Source organism: Flagellimonas yonaguniensis, assembly GCF_029193885.1.
Classification (GTDB): Bacteria; Bacteroidota; Bacteroidia; order Flavobacteriales; family Flavobacteriaceae; genus Flagellimonas; species Flagellimonas yonaguniensis.
The window spans coordinates 61,254-78,676 of the sequence record NZ_JARFVB010000005.1 but is presented as its reverse complement, the minus strand read 5'-3'; the positions used below and the strand labels follow the sequence as shown (position 1 = coordinate 78,676).

General features: G+C 39.1%; 18 protein-coding genes. 17 read left to right on the top strand and 1 reads right to left on the bottom strand.

The genetic code is table 11. The features are described 5' to 3' along the window. Positions 1-2: 2 nt before the first annotated feature. The 16 genes from PY092_RS10070 (at position 3) to PY092_RS09995 (ending at position 14,314) form a co-directional block, all read left to right on the top strand. Positions 3-365 (top strand): four helix bundle protein, encoded by a 363-nt coding sequence (locus tag PY092_RS10070; protein ID WP_275615726.1) that lies wholly within the window; start codon positions 3-5, stop codon positions 363-365. Next, positions 362-3,598 (top strand): fibronectin type III domain-containing protein, encoded by a 3,237-nt coding sequence (locus tag PY092_RS10065; protein WP_275615725.1) that lies wholly within the window; start codon positions 362-364, stop codon positions 3,596-3,598. Before PY092_RS10070 ends, PY092_RS10065 begins: the two co-directional genes overlap by 4 nt. Positions 3,599-3,605: 7 nt before the next feature. Continuing rightward, complete coding sequence (locus PY092_RS10060) at positions 3,606-4,487, top strand: hypothetical protein (RefSeq protein WP_275615724.1); 882 nt, start codon at positions 3,606-3,608, stop codon at positions 4,485-4,487. A gap of 174 nt (positions 4,488-4,661) precedes the next feature. After that, positions 4,662-5,252, top strand: a complete 591-nt coding sequence (locus PY092_RS10055) for a TreTu family toxin (RefSeq protein WP_275615723.1) — start codon at positions 4,662-4,664, stop codon at positions 5,250-5,252. Next, entirely contained in the window at positions 5,253-5,552 is a 300-nt protein-coding gene (locus tag PY092_RS10050) for a hypothetical protein (RefSeq protein WP_275615722.1), read from the top strand. 120 nt (positions 5,553-5,672) lie between these two features. Continuing rightward, the gene (locus PY092_RS10045) at positions 5,673-5,972 is read left to right on the top strand and encodes a hypothetical protein (protein ID WP_275615721.1); all 300 of its coding nucleotides are present in this window, start codon (positions 5,673-5,675) and stop codon (positions 5,970-5,972) included. Next, positions 5,972-6,217 (top strand): hypothetical protein, encoded by a 246-nt coding sequence (locus PY092_RS10040; RefSeq protein ID WP_275615720.1) that lies wholly within the window; start codon positions 5,972-5,974, stop codon positions 6,215-6,217. Before PY092_RS10045 ends, PY092_RS10040 begins: the two co-directional genes overlap by 1 nt. 196 nt (positions 6,218-6,413) lie before the next feature. Next, entirely contained in the window at positions 6,414-6,956 is a 543-nt protein-coding gene (locus tag PY092_RS10035) for an REP-associated tyrosine transposase (protein ID WP_275615719.1), read from the top strand. Continuing rightward, positions 6,953-7,075 carry a hypothetical protein gene (locus PY092_RS10030; protein ID WP_275615718.1) on the top strand — a complete coding sequence of 41 codons (123 nt, stop codon included), beginning with the start codon at positions 6,953-6,955 and terminating at the stop codon, positions 7,073-7,075. Before PY092_RS10035 ends, PY092_RS10030 begins: the two co-directional genes overlap by 4 nt. A 2-nt stretch (positions 7,076-7,077) precedes the next feature. Next, positions 7,078-7,308 (top strand): hypothetical protein, encoded by a 231-nt coding sequence (locus PY092_RS10025; RefSeq protein WP_275615717.1) that lies wholly within the window; start codon positions 7,078-7,080, stop codon positions 7,306-7,308. A gap of 35 nt (positions 7,309-7,343) precedes the next feature. Beyond that, positions 7,344-7,577: a DUF7660 family protein gene (locus PY092_RS10020; RefSeq protein WP_275615716.1), complete on the top strand. Its 234-nt coding sequence runs from the start codon at positions 7,344-7,346 to the stop codon at positions 7,575-7,577. A gap of 140 nt (positions 7,578-7,717) precedes the next feature. After that, positions 7,718-8,380, top strand: coding sequence for an EndoU domain-containing protein (locus PY092_RS10015; RefSeq protein WP_275615715.1), 663 nt, complete (start codon positions 7,718-7,720; stop codon positions 8,378-8,380). 3 nt (positions 8,381-8,383) lie between these two features. Next, the gene (locus tag PY092_RS10010; RefSeq protein ID WP_275615714.1) at positions 8,384-8,728 is read left to right on the top strand and encodes a hypothetical protein; all 345 of its coding nucleotides are present in this window, start codon (positions 8,384-8,386) and stop codon (positions 8,726-8,728) included. A gap of 338 nt (positions 8,729-9,066) precedes the next feature. After that, a complete protein-coding gene (locus PY092_RS10005) occupies positions 9,067-10,506 on the top strand; it encodes a cadherin repeat domain-containing protein (RefSeq protein ID WP_275615713.1) in 1,440 nt (479 codons plus the stop codon). Between the two features lie 113 nt (positions 10,507-10,619). Next, entirely contained in the window at positions 10,620-12,491 is a 1,872-nt protein-coding gene (locus tag PY092_RS10000; RefSeq protein WP_275615712.1) for an outer membrane protein assembly factor BamB family protein, read from the top strand. 104 nt (positions 12,492-12,595) lie between these two features. Further along, a complete protein-coding gene (locus PY092_RS09995; RefSeq protein ID WP_275615711.1) occupies positions 12,596-14,314 on the top strand; it encodes a hypothetical protein in 1,719 nt (572 codons plus the stop codon). A 123-nt stretch (positions 14,315-14,437) separates the two neighbouring features. Here PY092_RS09995 and PY092_RS09990 read toward each other — a convergent pair whose 3' ends face one another. Beyond that, positions 14,438-15,994 (bottom strand): M28 family peptidase, encoded by a 1,557-nt coding sequence (locus PY092_RS09990; RefSeq protein ID WP_275615710.1) that lies wholly within the window; start codon positions 15,992-15,994, stop codon positions 14,438-14,440. Between the two features lie 120 nt (positions 15,995-16,114). On the opposite strand from PY092_RS09990, the gene PY092_RS09985 reads away from it, so the two are divergent. Continuing rightward, the gene (locus PY092_RS09985) at positions 16,115-17,371 is read left to right on the top strand and encodes an NAD(P)/FAD-dependent oxidoreductase (protein WP_275615709.1); all 1,257 of its coding nucleotides are present in this window, start codon (positions 16,115-16,117) and stop codon (positions 17,369-17,371) included. Positions 17,372-17,423: the final 52 nt, after the last annotated feature.

Sequence of the window (17,423 nt, the reverse complement as noted above, 5' to 3'; positions counted from 1 at the left end):
AGATGTTCAAAGAATTAAAAGCATATCAAAAAGGGTTTCAACTTGCGATGAAGGTTTTTAAGGTTACGAAGATGTTCCCAAAAGAGGAGCGCTTCGCCTTGATAGATCAGATGCGGAGAAGTTCACGGTCGGTATGCTCCAATCTAGCGGAAGGATACCGAAAACGATTGTATATAAAGCATTTTGTGGCAAAACTATCAGATGCGGATATGGAGAACACGGAAACACAGGTTTGGTTGGACTTTGCCCTTTCCTGTACTTACGTTTCCAAGGATGTACATGATGCATTATTGGCGGATTCGCTGGAGGTGGGAAAGCTTTTGGGATATATGATTCAGAACCCTGAAAAATTTAGAAACAAATGAAAAAGTATTCTAAGTATGCGGTAATCAGTATGCAGTATGCAGTATCCAGTAAACTTTGTAGGTTGTTAAAAACACTGCTCCCTGCTTACTGCCTACTGCTTACTGGAATAGTAACAGCCCAAATCTATCCCGTACAGGCCACGCCGCAAATGGTACCGCCCTACAGCTTAAAACTGTCCGATTACACCACAACCACCCAAGAAAAATTAGTCCTCAATCTGTTGCTCACGGATGCCCAAGAATCGGGTAGGCAAGTGCGCTTGAAACTCTTCGTGGAAGGCCCTGGCATCAATTTTCAGTCAACGGATTTTGTAAATGGAGCCCTGACCATTGTATTGGACGGAGGAATAAACCAACGCCTGACCAATCTGGACCTGCAGCCCTACTTTAACCTGAACAATCTGGTTGGCATCAGTCCTAAACAATACAGCGAACAGTTGCCCGAAGGGCAGTACCAGTTCTGTTTTGAAGTGTACGACCAGTTTTCGGGCCAACGGATATCCAACCGTAGCTGTGCCAATGTTTATTTGATGCTGAACGACCCACCTCTGCTCAATGTTCCTTTTCGTGGGGACTTGGTCACGGCCCAGAACCCGCAGAACATCATTTTCAACTGGACCCCAAGGCACATCAACGCCCCAGCGGTACAGTACGAGTTTACCTTAAAGGAACTCTGGGACACGGGCATGGACCCTCAGGCCGCTTTTTTGGCCAGTCCACCGCTGTACCAGACCACCACATTTGCCAATACCCTGCACTACGGCCCCGCACAAATGCAGTTGTTGGAGGGTAAGACATATGGTTGGCAGGTAAGGGCCTTTGTGAGCGATGGCATCAACGACACATCCCTGTTCCGGAACAACGGTTTGAGCGAAATCTACCATTTTACCTACCGTACCGATTGCCCACCGCCCCGTTTTGTACTCTCCGAGGCCGAGAACTCCCAGACCGTAAAGATCAATTGGCAAATGGGCGAACACTTGCGCTACCGGGTACAGTACCGCAAAAAAGGCTATGGGGAGGACGATTGGTTTGGGCTCTGGTCACGGAACAATAAGGTCACTATCCGCAATTTGGAAGCGGGGACCACTTACGAGTTCCGTGTGGGTGGAGACTGTGAGCCCCTGCAAACATCCTCGGAAGTATCAGGAGTTGGACTGGCCTATTCGCCCATTCACGAGTTTACCACCCCCACTGAGGACGAAATGGCTTATTACAACTGCGGCATCCCACCTGAAATTGAAATTTCCAATCAAAACCCTTTACAACTGTTGGAACCTTATGAAGTTTTTACAGCGGGAGACTTTCCGATAGTAGTTAGGGAAGTATCGGGAAGCAACGGCTACTATTCAGGCTGGGGCTATATCACATTGCCGTTTTTGGAAAAATTCAAGGAAGTGATTGATGCAGCGAACATTGCCACTGGGGGAGAAGTGAACATTGGCAAGTTCAGTCGAATACGGGTGGAGTTTGACAACATCAAGATCAACACCGATTACCAATTGGTGGAAGGGATGGTGGTTACCAGTTATGACCCGGATTGGTCGGGTATTGTGGATGTGGATCAGGCGATTGAGGATATTGGTCAGTTCGTGGGTTCACTCAAAGAGATTATATCCCAAATATTTGATAGAAGGGAAGAGGAGTTGAAACAACTGCAAGAGTTACAGAATCAATTGGCGGAAGGTTCCATAACGGAGGAGGAATTCAATGAACAAGCAGAGGAAAAGGCAAACAATATTGAAAAATTGGACGATTTGCTCGGGGAACAACTTAAAGAAAAAATATTGGAGAGTCCAGTTGTAACCGAAGCGCAAAAAGAGGAAGTCAAAAACCTTGGGCCTACTGCGCTTGCCAGTAATGATGATTTTAGCCAAACGGACATCGATAATATTAGAAAAAAAGATACCGCGGCCAGAAAACGACTGGAAGAGATTGCAGAAGAGGTAGCCTTGGCGGAGGATATGTACTTTGTAAATGAAGCCTACACCTTATTGTCAGAGGATGGTGTGTACCAAGAAGTACTGGAAAAGATAAAAACCATTTCCGAATATCTGAAAGAATCTTCGGAACTGTGCAAGGAGCAAGGGTGGGGAAGCTACAAGGACCAAGGTGTGTTCCCTTATTGTTTATGGAAGGAGGCCCCTATTGCCGAGGCATTTTATTATAGCAAAGTAGATATTCCCTTTGTGGCAGGTCTTACGGACGGATTGTACGGAGAGGTGGAAGGCTTGGTGTTGCTGCCCAAGATGTTCTATGACGTTTCCACCGGTATGCAGGAATTCATCTATGCCTACACTTGGGCCAAATGGCAATGCACGCCCAGCAAGGTGGCCATGAACCAGAAGCGGATGGGACTGCTGTTGGAAAAACTGGAAAGGGAACAGGCACAAACCAGTATATGGAGCTGGGTAAAGGAGCAGTGGTACTCGGGACAAAAGGAACTGACAGAATATGAGGGCAAACGCTGTGAGGATGCCGAAAAGCTGCGCAATGAAGTAGACGAGTTTGTGGACTTTGTACAGGAACGGGAAAACCTAAAGCAACTGATCGCCGATGTGGAGGAAAAATTGGCAGATTATTGGAATACCATCAGTGGCATCGACAACACGGCCAGGTACCATCATGGAAAGATATTGGTATTCGCCGCCTCATTTGTAGTACCCGGCCTTGGGCAACTTACCAAGATAAAAAGGGTCAAGAAAATTTTGGAGTGGATAAAAAAGGCCACACCTGATCAATTGTTGGGGCTTAAATTGAGATATACAGATGAACTCAATAATGCAGGTAAAATTAAAAAACTTTGGACTAGTATTGATGAATCTTTAGGAGATTTTAGAGGGAAAATAGGTACATACTATGATGTCAATGTCACTTTCAAATCAAGTAGACAACGTGTTGGGGTTTCTGTTATGAATAATGACATTTTGGAGTTACACCTAAGGATTCCAGAGAAATTACAAGGACAAGGAATAGGTTCTCAAATAGTAAAGCAAGCAATAATAGAGGATTCCCCAAAAGCGATTAAAGGTTGGTGGAAAACGCAAGATATTTATACTAATGGAGAATCGATTAATCTGACTATTTTTAAAAGTGGAAAGGCTAAGAATTTATCTGATATTGAAGCGGCGCTGCAAACTCCATCAGGAAAAATATTTGCCCGAGAAGGTTTTGATAAAATTGAGGTAATTAAAAACACCTCTGACGAGGTTATAATACTTTTTTTAAAATAATATAGGTATGGATGTCATCACTATTTTCAGTATTTACTCTGAAAAAGAAATATTAGGGAAAAAAAAATCAAAAGATGGTCTGTATCAGATTTTTGAATCAGTTTTTGAAACACTCATTTCTAAAAGGGTAAACAAGCATTTGTATGGTATTAATGGAACCGATTTACAAATGTTAAAATTAAAAATTGAGGAAAAGTTGATAATACTTCTAAAACAAAGAAAAGTTACCCCGCCTGAAATAGCAGATTGGAAGGGGAGGTTTGAACGAGAAGAAATTTTCCATACAAAAAACGTTCTAGGAAAAGATTATGAATTGTATTCGGGAGGTATTGATTCTCAAATCTGGGGGTTATCCTTATTGTACGAGATTGTTATAGAGTCAGAAGGAGACGGTAAGGGGGGGATTCTGGTTTATTATAGTAAAAGGAAATCTGGTTTCAAAGAAATCAAGACAAAAATGAATTTAATTCGATCGATTAAGAACAACCATAATACGTCAAGAATGTCTAAACCTGAAAAATTACTTTATTATACACTTGATTTATACCATGAACTTGGTTCACCTCAAATTAATTCATTCAATCCGTTAGATGAATCAAGTATATCAATATTTAGTTTTCACTTTAAAGGTTTAGACAAAGAAGATAACATCTATTTTAAACTTATCAGATTGATTGAAAACTTTTCTGGTGATTTATCATGGATAATGCATGGTTATGGAAGTAGAAAAAATTATACAATTGAACCGTTAGAAATATATTTTTTAAAAAGAAAGCATGGAGTTGAATATATCAATTTTTTGTCTAAAGAGGATTGTCAAAAAATCGTGGGTTCATCTCAAAGAGATACTATCAAATTGTGTGAATACATAAAAAAGAATTTTCCTTAAAAGAAGATGCTTACTGCGCTCATGCAGTAGTATTTAGAAGTTCTTTGATATAATTTAAAGTTTATTGCTTACAGGGCCAAACGCTGTGAAGATGCCGAAAGACTACGCAATGAAGTTGACGAGTTTTTGGACTTTGTACAGGAGCGGGAAAACCTAAAGCAACTGATCGCCGATGTGGAGGAAAAATTGGCAGATTATTGGAACACAATCTCTGAAACCGACAATGAAGCGAGATACCATCATGGAAAAATCTTTATTGTGGTTGCAAGTAGTTTGGTTCCTGTAGCTGGTTGGGTTTCCAAATCTACCAAGGTAAAGAAGATATTGCAGGCGATGCGTAACTTTACAAAAGGCCAGTGGGATGAGTTCTTTGAAGAGATAAATAGGAGGTTGTCAAACCGCATTGTAAAGGTAAAAAGATTGTTTTGGAGGGAGGGGCAAACATTTATGACAACATCCGAAACATCTAGAATTGGGTCTTGGATGACAAAAGCAGAGTATGATATTATGGTGGAAACATCACAACTTCAGAAAAGATCAGGAGGACTGACTCATGTTCTTCTTGAGGGCAAGGAGCATTATACTGATATCGTTGGAAAAATTTATGTAGAATTCGATATCCCAGCAAATGTTACAATTGCCAGGGGAAGTGGAAAGGGGTGGGGGATTTTTTATGAAAAAGGCTCTACAAGATGGAATTATTTTAATGAAAAAGGACTTAATATAGCTCAACCTAAAGTGTCAAATATTCAAATAGTCAATTAAATGGAATTCAATAAAACTAAAACTGAAATAAAACAATGGTTTCAAGATTTAATGGGAAAAGAAATAACTCATATAGAATTCAAAGAGGAGATTAATTTTCAAAACGTACAAACCCTGTCAATTGATTTTGAGAGTAAGATTAGCTTAGGGATTATTATTATTTATGAAGACAATCATTTATTTTTTGATTTTATGAAAAAGAATGATTCTGAAATGAAAAGCAGCAATTGGTCGGAGGTTTTTTTTGATCAGGAAGATTTAAAGGAAAGAATTGAAAAATCTTTAAGTAAGTATTGGTAAAATAATTAATACAAGCCCCGCTAGCGCGAGCCTCTTGGCTGGTGCCGAGAATGAGTAAGAGATTGTGTTAATAATTTTATAAACGTTCTTTGACATAACATAGAGTTTATAGATACGAGCGTGACGCTCGCACCAGCGGGGGCTTTTGCTAGTAAAACTCCAGTTCAGATAGAGATAAATGGAAGGACAATTTCATATGATAACGCTCCTTTCTCTGGAATGACATGGTTTGAGAAAAATGGATTTAATATTGGTGAAGAGGCATTTGCAAGTGAAGACGAATTAATCAAAACAATCCTACATGAAATGCATAGATTGAAAACAAGTAAATTAAGAGGTTCTGGTACAGCTGCCGAAGTATCAGAAGAAACTAAAGCAGCATATGACTTTGCTAACAAAACAATTAATCTTTTTAAGTGATGACTGAAAAAAGGAAAAAATGGCTTGATGCTGTTGAAGAATTCAGAAAAAATGTAAATGCTGTTGTAGAATGCCCAAATTGTTCTGATGGACTTTTAAGTATAACAGATGTTGCATTTGATGAATTAGATTTTAAAAAAGGTGGTGAGAGAATATTAAAATGTGATAAATGTGATAAATGTGAAGTTGTTCTATACAGAAAACCACCACCCAACTGGTATTCAAAAAATTCAAAGGAAAACTAACGGAGGAAGCATTGGCAAAAATGGACTGTAGTGAGTTTGTGAGCCGATATTTAAAAGCGTTGGGATTGTTTGACGAAGTGCCTTGGTTTCATACAGGAGAAATGGCGTCCCCGCTAGCGCGAGCACTTGCACTGAGCTTGTCGAAGTGTCGCGCTCGTGAAATAAATGATATTATGAACAATAAAGGAATATTAAAATGAGCCGTAAATATAAGTTCCACAATCCAGAGGCAGCTTACTTTGTAAGTTTTGCCACGGTGTATTGGATAGATGTATTTGTCCGCCAAGAATATTTTAATGTTTTGGAAGAGAGTATAAATTATTGCCGATTGGAAAAGGGTATGGAAGTTTTTGCCTATTGTTTTATGCCAAGCCATGTACATTTGATTTTTAGGTCTACCGTTGGCAATCCATCGGGTTTGATGCGGGATTTTAAAGGATATACCTCTCGAAAATTGATAAGTACAATTGCCGAAAACCCTCAAGAAAGTAGAAAGGAATGGATGTTGGAAATGTTTCAACGAGCAGGAGAGGTAAAGAGTAATGTGCAACAGTACCAATTTTGGCAACAACACAACAAACCAATAGAATTATGGAGTGACGGAGTGATACAGCAAAAAATAAGCTACATACATAACAATCCGGTCGAGGCAGGTTTTGTGACCGACCCAATGGATTGGAAATATAGTAGTGTGCGTAATTATCAAGAAGACCAAACTGTTTTAGCGATAGATATATGATGTATAGGATAAACGGCACAAGCATGATGCTTGCGCCAGCAGGGGATTACATTATAAAACCAGACGGTATGAGGGACTATCAACTATACCACCCTGATGTACAACAAATACCCGAATAATAATGGATAAATATGATACTCAAATATTAGAAATGATCAGAGATTACGAAGAATTAAATGGCTCAGGGATAGGTATGTCAGTATTAGACAGAAAGTTCTACGGGGTATTTAATTTTTCAGAAGCCCATTTGACTGAGCGGGTAATTAAGTTAAAAGAGTATGGTTTTATAAAAAAGAGCAGGCCTTACTCTTTATCAGAAAAGGGAAAAAATTACCTTCAATCACTAAAATGAACCTTCCCTGATATTCAAAATTAAAATATAAAACAATGAATATTTACAAACAGGCAGAGGAAATTAATAACCAAAAGGATTTTGTCAAATTCTTAAACTCTTTACAGAAAGATTTACAAGAAAATTTAAGTGAATGGGAAAATGATAGCCTTGCAAAATTTCTTGATGCATTAAAAGGCTACTGCTCTGATAAGGACCAAAAGAAAACTTCTTGGAAAACATTTGCCCCCGCTAGCGCGAGCCTCTTGGCTGGTGCCGAGAATGAGTAAGAGATTGTGTTAATAATTATATAAACGTTCTTTGACATAAAATAGAGATTAAAGATACGAGCGGGAGGCTCGCACCAGCAGGGGGGGGAAATGTGGGGAGGATAATAAAACTTTCGGATGATTCTTATAAAGTACTGAAAGTGTCGCAACAGCAGAGTACGGTATTTTTAAATAAGATTAAAAGTCTTAATTTAGATGATGACGCGCTAAAGCGCTTCAACTTGGATTTGAATGATGGTGCTTTTGCACAGGCAGTTGCTGAAAATCCAGATTTGGTTGAGGCGTGGAAAAAGTTGGATGATCTGGGAGACAATGCCTTTGATCAGCTCAGAAAAACCCCTGACTTCTTAGAGAAATTTGATGGTGTTGTTAAAAATGATGGGCTAAATAAACACCTATTAGAGGGGGATGTAAAAATTATTGGCACGAACGCAGCAGGTAAAAATATATATAAAGTCACAGGAATTCATTCAAACAAAGCTTTTGCAGATGGAACTACTAGAATAAAACCAGGTACTCAATTAGACGACTTGGGAGATGAGTTTTATAGGGCGAAAGTAGAAAAACAGATTGATGGTTTTGTGAATGCAGAAGGCACAAATTGGAAAGTGAAAGCTGATAAATCTACTTTCTTTCCTGATAATTGGAGTGCAGAAAAGATACAAGCAGAAATCGCTAATGCCTTTAAAAACAAAACTCCTCTTGGAGGTAATAAATATCAAGGGACAACCACTACAGATCATACAGTTGTAATGTTTTTGGATGAAGCGGGTAAGATTACAACAGCATTTCCTAGCTTTTAAGATATGAGTTTATTTGAAAAATATGATTTGGAATTAAAGATTATTTTGGATAGAATCCATGTTGTTACTGATGTTAAAAGTACCCAAATACTTGCTCAGTTTTTAGACCTTTGGAATAGGTCGAAAGATATAAAAGAAGATTTGCTACCAGAGTTGAATCCAGTATTAAATGGAGAAATGGAGTTTAATGATATCGGTGCTGATGTGGTTGGTGTAGCTTATATTGAAGCCAATACCACTAAGTTAATGGGGAGTGATGTTGGATATTCTGACTTAGAATTGCCAACAGAGGATTTTAAGGAATTAATTATGCAATGGCTCTCAATTTTAGAAAAAGAGGGTAGATGAAAATTTTAAAAAACATATTACTTTTTCTTGCATTTCTAGGGTTATTTTCAAAAAGCCTTGAAGCAAAAACTATTATCATAGAAAATGAGAAATTAGAATCCTTTTTAGAGCCCCCCGCTAGCGCGAGCGTCGCGCTCGTGCCGTAAAAGAGAGAGTGTGACTGAAAATAATTAAACAATAAAATGAGCCGTAAATACAAATTCCATAATCCAGAAGCAGCTTACTTTGTAAGTTTTGCCCATCTTAAATAAAAACAATTGTAAGCAACCAATACTATAATGACCTAAACAATAAAGATTAAGCGCAGCATAACCCCCAAATCAAGTTTCTTCCATAAAATGATAGCGGAAGAAAAACAGATAGTAACCATTAAAAATTTACTTATGCTACGTAAAAATTATGCAGTACTTCATCAAGAAAAACTTTGTAAAGCTAAAATACAGGACAAGCTCTGTTTTTCAGTACTAATTGTCCTCTTCACGCTTTTTAGTTCATGCAGTAAGGATGACCCAAAGTCAGAAGAAGTAATAGTAACTGTCCAAACTGAAGATAAGACCTTCACAATTGATGAGAACCCTACAGAAAATCAATTGATTGGTACTGTTCCGGGTACAACAAACCAAGGCAGTGTAACATTTTCCATTATGGAACAAACACCTGTTGGCGCTTTTAGTATTGATACTAAAACAGGTCAATTATATGTGGATAAGACTTCCATTTATGATTTTGAAACAAATACCAGTATTACCGGAAAAGTAAAAGTGGAAAATGGAGCTATTTCCAAAGAAAGTACCATTATTATCACCATAAACGATGTGGACGAGGATATATTCATTGGTAGTATCGAATTAAGAAGTCAAGAGGAGGTAGATGAATTTGGGCTTAATAACTATAGGGAAATAACAGGGGATCTTAAACTAAGAGAAGACGAGGATTCCGAAAACCCTATCATTGATTTATCTAGTTTAAACACTTTGGAAACTATAGGTGGGGATTTGGCCATTTTTGCAACAAGTACGCTACAAACCCTTGAAGGGTTGAACAGCATTGAAAATGTTAATAGGTGTATTATATACGATAACCAAAATGTTGAAGATATAAGTGCCCTACAGGGCATTATGGTCACTCGTTCTATTAATGTAACTAATAATCCCAAAATAACCTCACTAGGTGTTTTTTCAAATATTGAAACTTTGGAAAGTGGAGTTCAAATAGCAGGAAACAATTCCTTAACAAGTTTACAAGGATTCAACAATTTGATTTCCACAGGAGTGGGTGTAGGTATTAAACATAACGAGAACTTGAACAATGTGTTTGATTTGAATTCCCTCACAACAATTGGTGGGCGATTGGACATTTCGGGTAACCCTAACCTTATTAATCTAAATGGATTGAACAATCTTCAAACCGTGCAGAGTGATGTGTGGTTAATGGATAATGAACATCTTTTTGATATTAATGGCCTTCAAAACCTGACATCTTTTAATGGAGAAATGATTATTAACCGTTGTGATAATTTGCAAAATGTGGATGGCCTAATAGGTTTAACTTCAATAGAGCGATTACAGCTATATAATTGTAAATCTCTACAGGATTTAGATGGTGTAGCCAACCTAACATCCGTGGATGCCGTAGCTATAATTTACAATGATTCTTTGAATGACTTTTGTGGGCTAACAAACCTTATGAATAATAGTTTTTCCGGTTCTTATTCAGTATATGAGAATTTATTTAACCCAACAATTGAAGATATTCTCAATGATAACTGTAGTAACTAAGAAGTTCGATATGATTTAAGCTATAATAATAAAACGCAGCATAACCCCTAAATCAAGTTTCTTCCATAAAATGATAGTGGAAGAAAACAACCATTAACCATTAAATCTTACTTATGCTACGTAACAATTACCTAATGCTAATATTGGCATTATGCATTACTACTACCTATGCTCAGGATAAGCTCTGGGAAATCAATTTAAACGAAAAACTCTATAAAGTAGGCTGGATTGAGCAAACCAACGATGGTCTCATCTTGGCCGCAGGCGATAAAGGCCTTATGGCCTTGGACAATAATACAGGGGCTGAAGTTTGGTTCAACGACACCCTTAAATCTGTAGATCGCAACTCTTTTTTAAGTATTCCAGGACTCCCTATGTTTTATGCGGAATATGTACCCATTATCGGTAAAACCAGAGGAGTGCTCATTAACTCCAGTAACGGGGATATTTTGTTCGACACTAAGGAGAACGGATATAAAGTAAAAGGGTTTACTGTTTATCCAGAACAGGCCATGATTTTGTTTGAGTTGGTACAGGATAAAATGCGATATCTAATGAGGTTCAGTCTTAGAACATGGACCGAAGAATGGATGGTACCTGTTGGAAAAAACAAGGAAAATCTATTGCAGAAAGCTTTTGGTGGGGTCTCATTTGTAGATCATGAGCCACAATTTGATCAAAATGGCAATATGATTATTGGGATCGACGACGAAATATATGTTATAAACCCAAAGAATGGCAATCAACTGTGGCATTATGAAGCCAATAAGAAAATAAAGGCATTGGTGTATTCCCCTATAAGCAACAGTATTTATGTCGGGATTAAAAAGTCCAATAAATTAACGATTCTTGACCCTAAAAGTGGAGAAGATATAACCCCGGGCAAACTAAAATTAAGGGGGTATATGATAGACCTTGTTCAGGACGACGATACGGATAATTTGATTTTGGTAGAGACCGAAGGGTTTAACATTATAGACCCTAAAACCAATAATTTACTTTGGAAAAAAAGCTATAAAATGGACCCATTGACTGAGGTTATTCCCAATGGAAGTGATTTTATTGCCATTGGCAAAGGGGAAAAAGTGGGGCAAATGGCCAGAGTTGACGCAAACGGTAAAAAGGTATGGGACACGAAAATAAGCGGTTACGCCTATTTTAATAGTCTTACAAAAAAGGGAGTAATGTATATTTCAACCGAACGTTCCAATATTATTGATTATGATACAGGAAAGGATGTTTGGAAGAAAGATGTAAAGTTTCGTTCCATACCTGCAGTCGCCTACGACGAACAGGAAGACAAGGTTGTTATTTATGAGAACGGCAATGCATATAAGTTCGATTTGGAAACAGGGGATATTGACCTTTTTGCCGAAAATGTTGATTTGGAAAAAGTATCTAGAAAAACACCTTTACAGGCGGAATATGTTATGAATAAAGGCTATTTCTTGTTTACTGATCAACACGTATCAATGTTATCAAACCAAGGAGAATTGGTATACACGGATTATTACCAACCTCCATCTTCATCAAATGCACTGATTGCTTTAGGCGATTTTGCTGGGAGCGCGGTTTTAGGTGTCGATTTGGATATTGCCGGTTCCATTGAAAATATAAACATGCTAACCGATTTGTCCAATGGGGTATACCGAAGCAACTTAGATCAGAACGGTACTAATCAGGAAACTTCATTAGTTGCAGGTCTTTATGTGGACAATGGCAATGCCATGCAACCCGTGTTGGAAGTTACCAAAACACGCTATTTTAATTCACAACAGACCCTCGACCATCATTTTTTAGTTACAAAGGTGAAAAGTGATACGGCACCTACCAAGCACTCTATTTATATGGTGAACAAGGCGACTGGGAAAATTGAAAAGGAAATAGATTTGTTGGACAAAACACCAAATTACCTTGTTGATACAGTTGATAATAGAGTCTTTGTTAACCAAAACAATGAATTGTTGACATCCTATCAATTTTAAGGTCAAACTGAATTTTAATTAATAGCTATTCTCTTCTTGAGTAAAATCTTGAGAAGAGAGTGCTATTTGAATGATTTTTTCTCATCCAATCTTCATTTTATCACATGGCCTTAACTATTTCTAAAATACGTTGGCTCACGCTGTCTTTTTTCTTTTTTGTTGCCATAGCATCTGCCCAAACCGTCGATTTGGAGACCTTGGGCAAAGGCAAGGCCTTTGAACTGGGTGGTGGAGTTTCAACCAATGGTGTTTTTTACAACTCCAACCAAGAACAGGGCAGGCAACCCTTTACTTATTTTTTGCAGGGCAACCTCAATATCTCTTTTTACCAGTTCAGTATGCCTATTAGCTATAGCTATTCCAACCAAGGAGAGCAGTTGAACTATAATCTCCCCTTCAATCTAAATAGGTTGAGCTTGCACCCAAAATACAAATGGATTCAGGGACATATTGGTGATGTGAGCATGAGTTTCTCTCCCCATACCTTGAATGGTCACCAATTTACTGGGGGAGGGGTGGAGCTGACCCCAAACGGACCTTGGAGGTTAAACGCCATGGCAGGCAGGCTTCTTAAGGCCACCGAATTTAATGGAGATGAGCAGACCATTCCCGCTTTTCAACGTATGGGTTATGGGCTAAAAGTGGGGTATGAGCAAGAGAAGTACACTGTGGGAGTTATCGCCTTCTATGCCAAAGATGACATGAATTCGATTGGTGTGGCTCCCGATGAACAAGGAGTGACACCCAAAGAAAATATGGTGTTGAGTTTGGAAGGAGCATACAAAATTTTGGAAAACCTACAAGTCAATGCCGCTTATGCCACATCCGGCATGACCCAAGATCTTAGGGCCAATGAGCTTACAGATGGGCAAGGAAATCTGGCAGGGCTCTTTTTAAACGATAGAATTTCAACTGAATATTTTGATGCCTTCCGTGCAGGATTGGACTATAGTTTTGATAAGTCCACTTTGGGACTTGCCTATGAACGGATTGCCCCTGGGTACGAAACGCTGGGTGCTTATTTTTTCAACAATGATTTTGAGAACATTACCCTTAACACAGGTACAGTTCTTTTTGAAAATAAATTGAATTTGGCATTCAATGTAGGATATCAACGCGATGATCTTGAAAATCAAAAGGAACGTTCCATGAACAGGACGGTGGGCTCTTTGAATGCGACCTACAATGCTTCCGAAGTATTAACGATAACAGGTTCGTATTCCAACTTCACAACGTTTACCAATGCCAAAGTCAATCAGTTCGAAGTCATAAACGATGATAATCTATTGGATGATCAATATGATGCGTTGAATTACAGGCAACTTTCTCAAAATGCTAATGTTAATATCAACTACATTCTTTCCAAAAGGGAAGATTTGCAGCAAAACTTGAACATCAACTATGCCTTGGCAGATGTATCCAATGCAGAAGATGGCGTAGTTAGAATAGGGAATGCCTCCACGTTTCATAATGGCAATGTTTCCTATACCATGGGAATGCCAAATCGAAATATGAACATTACCACAGCCCTTAATGGCACACTCAATACAGTAGGTGCCGAAAATTCATCTACTTGGGGACCTACTTTGAACATTAACAATAAATTTTTGGAGAACACCTTGAACACCAATTTTGGAGCATCTTACAATACAAGCAACTCGGGTATGGCCAAAACCAGTGTGACTAATTTGAGAGCAAACCTGTCTTATGTTTTAAAGGAAAAGCACAATTTCCATTTGAATGTCATCCAATTATTCAAAAGTCTATCAACAGGTAATAGAATCGAACTGACCATCACTTTTGGACATAGCTACAGTTTTTGAATGCTCTTATTATGAGATTCCGAAACAAGTTCAGAATGATCTTGAACAATATTATATCTCCTTATTCCAAATAAAAAAGCCCTCAACATGGAGGGCTTTTGCTTTTTTTTAAAATTCCAATACTTAATCAGCGGCCTTGTCAACTACCAATCTATTAGGTCTGTTGGCTATTTCCCATGCTGTGTGGAAAATAAGTCTTGATCGGTTTTCCAAAAGATCATAGTTTATTTTGTCGGGTGTGTCACTCGGGCGGTGATAATCCGCGTGGGTACCGTTAAAATAGAAAATGATCGGAATATTGTTTTTTGCAAAGTTGTAATGATCGCTTCGGTAATAAAAACGGTTAGGGTCGTTTTCATCATTGTACGTGTAATCAAACTCAATGTTGGTGTACTTATTATTTACTTCTTCGGATAGATTGTGCAATTCGGTGCTCAATTTATCGGAGCCTATCAAATACAAGTAGTTTCTAGCTCCCTCATAGTTGGGGTCTATCCGCCCGATCATATCAATGTTAAGGTCCGCAACAGTGTTTTCCAAAGGAAAAACAGGATCAACATCGGTATAATATCTGGAACCCAAAAGTCCTTTTTCTTCTCCGGTAACATGCAAAAAGACTATGGAGCGTTTTGGGCCATTGCCCTCATCGGCAGCTTTTTTGAATGCTTGCGCAATCTCCAATAGGGAAACAGTGCCCGATCCGTCGTCATCGGCACCATTATTTATCTGTCCATCGGAAGTAACTCCGATGTGGTCCAAGTGGGAAGAAATAACCACAAACTCATCTGGTTTCTCGGAACCTTTTAAAACAGCCACGACATTTTCAGAATTGATTCCTTCATTACTGCTTGAAATGTTCAATTGGATATCCGCCTCAATGACTTTGGGAACATTGTCTTCTTCAATGTCACTTTTGAGTACTTTTACCGCGGTATCGTCCAAGTAAATGAGAACTTCATCACTCTTGTCCTCGGCCAATCGCATTCTACCACTATTGTTTTTCTTCATAAACTGAAAATACCTGCTGAATCTTGGGAAGCTCAACATATCGTAGTACAATACCCCGATAGCTCCTTTTGCGTGGGCAATATCCTGTTTTTTGCCCACAGCTTCTGATGCATTGCTCCAAACGGATTTTTCCATATTTCCAGAAATCTCGTACACACCATTTGCATCAACGGGCTCGCCGGCTTTAATGAGCACATATTTTCCTTTAACATCGATTCCACTGTAGTCGGAATACTCACCATCTTCTATACCATACCCTGCATAAACAATGCTGTTATGTGCACCCTTGGCCTCTGAGAAGGTCAATACATGCTCGCCAAGCTCAAAAGAGGTATCGTTGATGCTCAAGTTTCCTTGGGGAGCTTTGGACATCTCCAATGGCACTTTTTGAAAATAATCGCCATTTGATTGTGCCGGTGGAATTTCCAAGGATTCATAGTGGGCCTTAATATAATCCACGGCCTTTTTTTGTCCGGGAGCGCCGGTTTCCCTGCCCTCAAACTCATCCGAAGCATAAGTGTATAAATGTTCTTTAAGTTCATCTTGAGTAATGGATTCCGCATAGGACACCGGACTGGCTACCGGTTTTGGTTGTTGGGCCTCCGAAACTGTTTTCTGGGAGGAATTGCAGGCAAAGGCAAAGCCCAATACCAATAAGGATAATTTTTTCATTAGTTTGTGGGTTTTCAAAATCCTTCAAAAATAGTCAAAAAGTTAGATAAAGAAATTGCAAATTTTGCATTAACATTTTCAGACCCTTTACGTATTTTGCACCCTTATTGAAGTATCAACATGGACAAGAACAAAAGTGTGGTTATAATCGGTGGTGGTATCGTGGGACTTTCCACCGCTTATTTTTTACAAAAGGAAGGACATCGGGTAACCGTACTGGATAAATCCGACATTACTTCGGGGGCTTCTTTTGTCAATGCAGGATACCTGACCCCTAGCCATATTATTTCCTTGGCCGCACCAGGTATAATCACAAAGGGATTGAAGTACATGTTCAATTCATCCAGCCCCTTTTATATGAAACCACGATTGGACCCTGATTTTATTAAATGGGCATGGTATTTTAAAAAATCATCAACCAAATCCAAAGTGAAGCAGGCCATGCCCGTGATCAAGGACATTAACCTTTTGAGCAGGGAACTGTATGAAGGTATCCAAGCTTCGGGCGACTTGGGGGATTTTGAGATAGGGGATAAAGGTCTGTTGATGGTGTACCAAACCGAAGCAGCCCGCGACCACGAGATGGAAGTGGTGGAAAAGGCTGGAGAAATGGGACTGGTGGGCAAACATCTTTCCAAAGAAGATTTGAAGCAAATGGAACCCAATGTGGATTTCAATGCTGCGGGAGCCATCCTTTGGGAATGTGATAGACATACCACACCTCCATTGATCATGAAAAGAATGGTGGAGTACCTTGATAAAAGTGGGGTGGCACTTCACAAAAATGAAACTGTGATCGATGTGTCCGTATCTGGAAACAAAATTACCGAGGTAACAACCGAAAAAGCATCCTACAGAGCAGATGAAGTGGTCTTTGCCGCAGGGTCATGGACCGCTGGGCTATCAAAAAAGTTGAACTTGAAATTACCGTTGCAGGCAGGTAAAGGATATAGAATCAATGTGGAGGAGCCAACAAACATTACAATGCCCGCCATTTTAATGGAGAAAAAGATTGCCGTTACCCCCATGGAGGGCTTTACCCGATTTGCAGGAACCATGGAGTTTTCCGGAATCAATCACAATATTCGCAAGGAAAGGGTAGAGGCCATAGCAAAAGGGGTTGAGGGGTATTACAAAGGACTTCACGTCCCCGAGGAAGCCAAGAATAATGCACAATGTGGACTTCGTCCCGTGTCTCCCGATGGCCTTCCGTACATTGGTAGACCTAAAAATGTTGATAATGTAACCATAGCTACCGGGCATGCCATGATGGGTTGGAGCTTGGGACCAGCAACGGGCAAATTGGTGACCGAAATTATTTCAGGGGATAAATTGTCCATGGATATTGCACCATTTGACCCTCAACGAAAGTTTTAAATAGGATATGGCCATCTAGGGCACAATATGTGTGGTTTAGATTTTTCAGTTG